Source organism: Sporolactobacillus terrae DSM 11697 (assembly GCF_000648615.1).
GTDB classification, from domain to species: domain Bacteria; phylum Bacillota; class Bacilli; order Bacillales; family Sporolactobacillaceae; genus Sporolactobacillus; species Sporolactobacillus terrae.
This window is the reverse complement of record NZ_JFZC01000045.1, coordinates 1-6,905: the sequence shown is the minus strand read 5'-3', so window position 1 is coordinate 6,905 and position 6,905 is coordinate 1. Positions and strand designations below refer to the sequence as shown.

General features: G+C 44.4%; 5 protein-coding genes, 1 rRNA gene and 1 other annotated feature. Of the genes, 2 read left to right on the top strand and 4 right to left on the bottom strand.

Annotated elements, in window-relative coordinates; genetic code table 11:
* Positions 1–381: 381 nt before the first annotated feature.
* Positions 382–600 (top strand) — a binding site (T-box leader).
* A gap of 45 nt (positions 601–645) precedes the next feature.
* Together proB and AA84_RS0110065 are read left to right on the top strand one after the other, a co-directional pair.
* On the top strand, positions 646–1,818 hold the full coding sequence (proB, locus tag AA84_RS0110070) for a glutamate 5-kinase (RefSeq protein WP_028977097.1): 1,173 nt from the start codon (positions 646–648) through the stop codon (positions 1,816–1,818).
* The gene (locus AA84_RS0110065) at positions 1,796–3,058 is read left to right on the top strand and encodes a glutamate-5-semialdehyde dehydrogenase (protein WP_028977096.1); all 1,263 of its coding nucleotides are present in this window, start codon (positions 1,796–1,798) and stop codon (positions 3,056–3,058) included. The genes proB and AA84_RS0110065 overlap by 23 nt, the downstream gene beginning before the upstream one ends.
* A gap of 322 nt (positions 3,059–3,380) precedes the next feature.
* Here AA84_RS0110065 and AA84_RS0110050 read toward each other — a convergent pair whose 3' ends face one another.
* The 4 genes from AA84_RS0110050 to rrf form a co-directional block, all read right to left on the bottom strand.
* Entirely contained in the window at positions 3,381–4,079 is a 699-nt protein-coding gene (locus AA84_RS0110050; RefSeq protein WP_028977095.1) for a LutC/YkgG family protein, read from the bottom strand.
* The gene (locus AA84_RS0110045) at positions 4,076–5,536 is read right to left on the bottom strand and encodes a LutB/LldF family L-lactate oxidation iron-sulfur protein (RefSeq protein WP_028977094.1); all 1,461 of its coding nucleotides are present in this window, start codon (positions 5,534–5,536) and stop codon (positions 4,076–4,078) included. Before AA84_RS0110045 ends, AA84_RS0110050 begins: the two co-directional genes overlap by 4 nt.
* On the bottom strand, positions 5,502–6,272 hold the full coding sequence (locus AA84_RS0110040; RefSeq protein WP_028977093.1) for a (Fe-S)-binding protein: 771 nt from the start codon (positions 6,270–6,272) through the stop codon (positions 5,502–5,504). The genes AA84_RS0110045 and AA84_RS0110040 overlap by 35 nt, the downstream gene beginning before the upstream one ends.
* A gap of 552 nt (positions 6,273–6,824) precedes the next feature.
* Positions 6,825–6,905 (bottom strand): 5S ribosomal RNA (rrf, locus tag AA84_RS19700); the annotation flags it as partial.

The following is a 6,905-nucleotide window of genomic DNA, read 5'->3' as shown; positions in this document are numbered from 1 at the left end:
ATCCATGGATCACTAGACTACCTAACACCAACTGAATACAAGCTGCGACACCTTTAAAAATTTGTTTGATTTAGTGTTGACATACCAAATCATAAAAAAAATGATACGAATTGCATCCTTGTTGAAGGAACCTACGGTTCCGTCTATTGGTGCCCATCGCGGTCGAATTGGAACCAACGCGTCCTCTTCGAGTGCAGTAGGCAAACTGAACAAAGTGCTTACGTTTGCCTAAAAAATATGATTTTATACCTAAGGTGTACAAATTTAGAATTAAGAAGCTCTTTCCCAATAAAGAGTTCCGAGAAAAGCTTGACACATACGATCAGCCGTTCATTCTTGACTTCCCATCAAAGTCTGAATATAATTAATACAAATTAATGATACTGTGCGTTGACAGGGACTAGTAAATAATTGAAGGTGTGCTAGAGAACAGCATCCATCGGCTGGAAGATGCTCCGCTCCGTTCTTATTGAACCTGCCCTTGAGCTATTCGGACAAAAACCGAATCGTTTTCTTCACGTTACGAAGCGATTAAGTGAATACGCGTTCGTCGTATTAACAAAGGTGGTACCGCGGGCAAAGCCTCTCCCCGTCCTTTTTTAAGGATTGGGAGAGGCTTTTTCATTGAAAGGAAAGGATTAGATCATGAAAACAAAACGAGTGGTTATAAAAATCGGAAGCAGCTCGCTGACGAATATTCATGGACAGTTGGATTCTGAAAAGCTTGAGGATCATGTTGCCGCAATCGCGAGGCTTGCTTCAAGTGGCTATCAAATCGTCCTCGTATCATCCGGTGCAATCGCAGCTGGATACTCCGGTCTTGGTTATCCGGCTCGTCCGGTAACCATTGCCGGCAAACAAGCTGCTGCGGCTGTTGGACAGGTCATGCTGCTCAATCACTATACACGAGCTTTTCATAAATACGGAATCACCATTGCCCAGCTCTTACTCGCCAGACAGGACTTTGAACGACGTGAACAGATGAGTCATGCCTATTCTGCATTGTCCGAACTTTTGAAGCGATCAGTGATCCCAATCATTAACGAAAATGATTCTGTTTCTCTAGAAGAGCTGACGTTTGGTGATAACGATATGTTGTCTGCACTCGTCAGCGGCTTGATTCATGCCGATTTTCTTGCCATTCTTACTGATGTTAACGGGCTTTATGATAAGAATCCAAACGAATATGACGATGCGGTCCGCTATCACTATCTTGATCAACTTCCCGACCATCTGCTGAACGAAACAAGCGCTGCTTCTGGCTCTAAGGTAGGCACAGGCGGTATGAAATCAAAATTATCTGCTGCTCGTACCGCTCTGTCGCTCGGTGTCCGTACCTTCATTGGCACAGGAAAAGGGACGGGCAAACTCGTCGCGATTATAAAAGGCGAAGGCGATGGAACCTATATCGGTTCAAGAGAGTTAAAACCTTCGCTCAAGGTGTCAAAACAGTGGATTGCGCTTCATTCACCGGTATCTGGAAAAATAGAAATTGACGACGGTGCCGTTCGCGCATTAATGGAAAAGGGTAAAAGTTTATTGCCCGCCGGCATACGGAAAATCAATGGTCATTTTCATGCCGGAGAAGTGATTCAAATTGTGGACCGAAAAAACCATGTACTGGGTAAAGGTCAAGTGAATTACTCGTCCGAACAGCTTGAGGAAATCAAACGAATGAACAGTACGCATGCTATGGATTTAATTGACGGTGGACACGCTGAGGTCGTTCATCGCGACAATTGGGTACCGTGGACCGCAACACTTCGTCCTGAAAAAAAGAAGGGAGCACGAACCAATGGCCTTAGTAAAGAAAAATGAATTAATCGAAAAAGCAAAATCAGCGCGCACCGCATCACAGTTCCTTTCCGTGCAATCAAGTGCTGAAAAAGATCAAGCATTGCATGCCATCGCCGTTCAGCTGCATACAGACAGAAACATCATCATTGAAGCAAACCGCTTGGATCAGGAACGCGCAAAACAAAATCAAATGACCCCCTCCCTGCTTGACCGGCTCATGCTCAACGAAGCTCGTATTGATGCGATGGCAGCAGCAGTTGAAACCCTTGCCAAACTCCCAGATCCGATCGGTGATACGCTTGACCAATGGGACCGGCCCAACGGACTGCATATCCAAAAAATTCGAGTACCGATTGGCGTCATTGGTATGGTCTATGAAGCACGGCCAAACGTAACGATTGATGCCGCTTGCCTTTGTCTCAAAACAGGAAATGCCGTTTATCTCCGTGGCAGTGCGTCAGCACTCGAAACGAATAAAGCGCTTGTTTCAACCATTAAGCGAGCACTTCGGCAAACAAACATCCCTGAGGAAGCGGTTCAATTGCTGGAGGATACACGTCATGAGACCGCCAATCAGTTCTTTCGTTTAAACGGTATGATTGATGTACTGATTCCACGCGGCAGCAGTCGCTTGATACAGACGGTAATCAAACAGGCAAGCATCCCTGTCATCGAAACCGGAGCCGGGAATTGCCATGTATATATCGATGAATCCGCAAATCCTGAAATGGCAACCCGCATTGTTTTAAATGCGAAGACTCAGCGGCCTTCCGTATGCAATGCTATTGAAACCGTCATTGTTTCCAGAAAATGGTTCGATCAATTTGGCGACTCCTTAATCGATGCGCTTCTAACAGCCGGTGTTTCCTGCCACATTGACCCAAGTGCCGCCGATAAATTTCCTCAATTACCAACTGCTTCTGAGGAAGATTGGGCAACTGAATATCTAGATAAAATTATTGCAGTCAAACTCGTTGATACGCTTCAAGAAGCCATTGATCATATTAACCGCTACGGTACGAAGCATTCTGAATCAATTATCAGCGAAGATCCTGCACATGTTGCGGCTTTTTTCAAAGCTGTAGACGCCTCGACGTTATATCATAACGCATCAACACGCTTCACCGATGGCGAACAATTTGGGTTTGGTGCAGAAATCGGCATCAGCACACAAAAATTGCATGCACGTGGCCCAATGGGATTAAATGCATTGACCAGTATTAAATACCTCATCGAAGGAAACGGACAAATCCGTGAATGATCTCCATAAAAAATAAGCAAAAGCAAAAAAAACGAGGGTGTCTCAAAAGTCAATTGACTTTTGAGACACCCTTAAAAAACGTCTATTTTGAGATTAAGCGCGAAGATGCGAGACTCCTGTGGAGCGTTCCCGTTGATCGCGAACCAAAGGAGGCCTCGTAGGCTTTACAGGATCAGCCGAGGATGCTCCTGAATCGCCCGCGGTCGCGCTCTCTGTTGATGCGAGCAATCGGCGCGCAGTATAAATCCAACACCCTTTTGAAACTGCCCCGTTTTTCATTATTAAGCGCAGTCTATTTAAATGCTGCCGATGCGAAAGAGAATCAACGATCAGAAACGACCAAATAGGCAACTTTGACCGGACCATGTACGCCGACAACCAATCTCATTTCAATATCAGCACTGTTACTTGGTCCAGAAATGAAATTAATATACGAGGAAATCGTTTCTCCTTTTTGTACACGCTCTTCAACTCGCTGCATCGCTTGCGTCATTCGTGGAACAATACTGCTTCTCGGAACAATTACGATTGATGTCACAGGAAGCAAGCTGACGCTTCTCGCTTTGTCTTTATCATTAAACAAACCTGCTGTTGCGGATTCAGCCAACATTACATCGCAAATTGATAATCCGATATTAGCATGTGCCGCCTTTTCAATAGTCTTATGCCCTTCTTTATAATCCCAAACAGCAACATTGTTCTTTTTCAAAATCTCGTCTAAACCAAATGCATGAAAGCGCAAATCATTAGTGGCGATAATCGATCCCCCGCCATAGTCGGCAATTAATTGATCCAATTGAACACCAAGTTGTTCTGAATTTGTCTCAAATAGTTTTGTATGAATCGGCGCGCAAGCTTCTTTCATCATCGCCAGCAATTGATCTTCCGAGTAATTTTGATAAACCTTATTTTGAGGCGTGTACTTCCAGATTGGTTTATCTGGCACTTCACCCGGTATCCGATTCAATTTACCGGCAATTTTTTCTAGAAATGCATCGCGGTTTTCTATAGTACCTTTCATAGTGATTCACCTGTTCCTTTATCTTGAATCGCTGTGCCTTGCTGTTTATGATTCTTAAACCATTTTCTGAAGTTGTCCTTGCTCGGTGCCGGAAGATCCCTGCCATGGGTCCATGGCTTCAATGGGCCCGGTCCTTTGGTTATCGATCCATGGTGGACAAGCGGTTTAAGCATGATTGGAGCAGATTTTACGCCAACCTTGAAAAGCGCAGGAGAAGAAGCGCCAATGCCAAATCCTTTCATCGCAACCTTTTCCATAACTGGCGGATGACCGCCGCCTTCAACATACTTCTGACGGTGGCGAATCAGCAGCTTATGCAGTGGAATTTTAACCGGACATGCTTCCGTACAAGCTGCGCAGAGACTTGATGCATAAGGCAATTTTCCGTATTGTTCATACCCCCCTAAGATCGGAGATAATACCGCTCCAATCGGTCCTGGGTAAATCGAACCATACGCATGTCCGCCGATATGGCGGTATACTGGACAAACATTAATGCATGCCGCGCAGCGAATACAGTGCAATGCAGACTGAAATTCTGTTCCCAATGCATTAGAACGTCCTGCATCGACAATCACTAGATGATAATCTTTAGGACTGTCTACCGCCTCTTGATTCCCATCCGGTGTAATATCCGTAACATAAGTCGTTAACTTCTGGCCAACTGAACTTCTGCAAAGTAGTGAGACAACGACGTCCAGTTCTTTCCATGAGGGAACAAGTCGTTCCATACCCATGACTGTTATTTGAGTTTCCGGAAATGTGGTGACCATATTTGCATTTCCTTCATTGGTTACAAGGCAAACACTTCCGCTGTCAGCAATGGCAAAATTACATCCGGTAATGCCAACGTCAGCCTCTAAGAATTTCTTACGCAGTGTCTTCCGAGCAAAGCCAGCCAGCTCCTTCGCATCATCGCTGCCTTCATAGCCAAGCTTCTTAAATGCATCACGAATTTGCTGACGGTTCTTATGCACTGAAGGGACAACAATATGTGAAGGCTGATCATGATCTACCTGAAGAATAAATTCTGCCAAGTCTGTTTCAAGGACTTCGCATCCTTCGTCCTCCAATGCTTCATTTAGACTGATTTCCTCAGTAACCATTGACTTAGCTTTCACGACATGCTTGGCATTTTTTTCTTTACATACCTTTTTAATATAATTACGTGCTTCTTCTGCAGTTTCCGCAAAATAAACATGTCCGCCCCGCGCAGCAAAGTTATCACTTAATTGTTTTAAATAGTAATCCAGATTGTTTAGCGTATGGGATCTGATTTCTTCACCAGCACTGCGCCAATCTTCCCAATCCCCTAGTGCTTTATCGCCTACCGTAGCACTAATCTTTCGGCCTCGCAGTCCATCCTGGGCAGAGGAGACGGCATTAACCATAAATGAGTCATGAATCGCCTCATCAACACCTTCAAAGAATGGTAGATTTCCGACTTTCATCGGCATCTCGCTCATCTCCTTTGCCTTGATGACTGTTTAAAATTTGTGCAATATGTAACACTTTAATCGGTCTGCCTAAGCGTTTCATTCTTCCTCCAATATTCATCAAACAGCTGGCATCTGCACCAACAAGTACATCTGCTTTTGTTTCCTCAATATGACGGATCTTTTCATCAACCATTTGTTCAGAGATCGGAAACATTTTTACAGAAAATGTACCGCCAAATCCGCAGCAATCATAATTATTTGGTAACGGTACTAACTCAAGCCCTTTTACGTGTTTCAGAAGCGTATAATGCGACTCGCGTTCGCCTAATAAACGTGTCATATGGCAGGAGGTGTGGAGTGTAACACGCGCATGATACTCAGCACCTACATCAACAACACCAAGAACACGCACAATGAACTGTGTGAATTCATAGGTTTTTGCAGCAACTTGTTTTGCACGTGCTTCCCATTCCGGCTCATCAGCAAAAAAGTTAGGATATTCATGGAACATCGTTGCACAGGATCCTGATGGGCATACAATGTAATCAGAATGCTCGAAAGCCTCAATCATCTGTTTCGCGGGTCCTTTTGTATCCTTTGCATAGCCGCTATTATACGCCGGCTGACCACAGCAGATCTGTCCTTCTGGAACATCCACTTCGCAACCTAATCGTTCAAGTATTTCGGTTACATCTTTTAAGACATCGACGTAGAAAAGTTCACCCAAACACGTCGTAAAAAGAGAAACTCTCAATCAACTCAACTTCTTTCCTTGGCATGTGACTTCTCATACAAACTTATTCATATGCAAGTTTTTTCATCGTAATGATTGTCACAAAATCATCACTCTTCACTCACATTTTATACATATTATTATAAAGTTCAAGTCAATTATAATAATTATTATTACTAATTTATTATAATTTGCATTCATTTTTTCTATCCCGCTGCTTTAACTAATCACATTCACATGGCACGTTGCAGGTTCTCTAGCAAGCACTTAAGAAAAACTAAGCTGTGCTTGGTCCTTTATCTTCAGCCATGTGTGATGGGATTCGTGTCTTTTCAGTGCTGAATCGTCGCTTCGGTTACTCGCTTGCCGCGGGCGCACCGCGAGCCTCCTCAAACAGACAGGAGAATCTGCGGGCTCTCGGCACGCTGGTCCCGCAGGCGCCAAAGTACCTCTGCTTTGATTCATAGGCAAGACACGGGTCTATTGGTTTGAAGATGGGGCAAGATCTTATACTTTCTTTTCCTGCAAAAAAACACGCGTCTCTCAATTTCTGAGAAACGCGTGTTTCGCTTTGCCTGGCAGTGACCTACTCTCACAGGGGGACAGCCCCCAATTACCATCGGCACAGAAGAGCTTAACGACCGTGTTCGGGAT

What these genes read in the sequence shown, in the direction of transcription:
- proB (WP_028977097.1), top strand. Translation starts at nt 646, where the DNA reads ATGAAAACAAAACGAGTGGTTATAAAAATCGGAAGCAGCTCGCTGACG.
- AA84_RS0110065 (WP_028977096.1), top strand. Translation starts at nt 1,796, where the DNA reads ATGGCCTTAGTAAAGAAAAATGAATTAATCGAAAAAGCAAAATCAGCG.
- AA84_RS0110050 (WP_028977095.1), bottom strand. Translation starts at nt 4,079, where the DNA reads ATGAAAGGTACTATAGAAAACCGCGATGCATTTCTAGAAAAAATTGCC.
- AA84_RS0110045 (WP_028977094.1), bottom strand. Translation starts at nt 5,536, where the DNA reads ATGCCGATGAAAGTCGGAAATCTACCATTCTTTGAAGGTGTTGATGAG.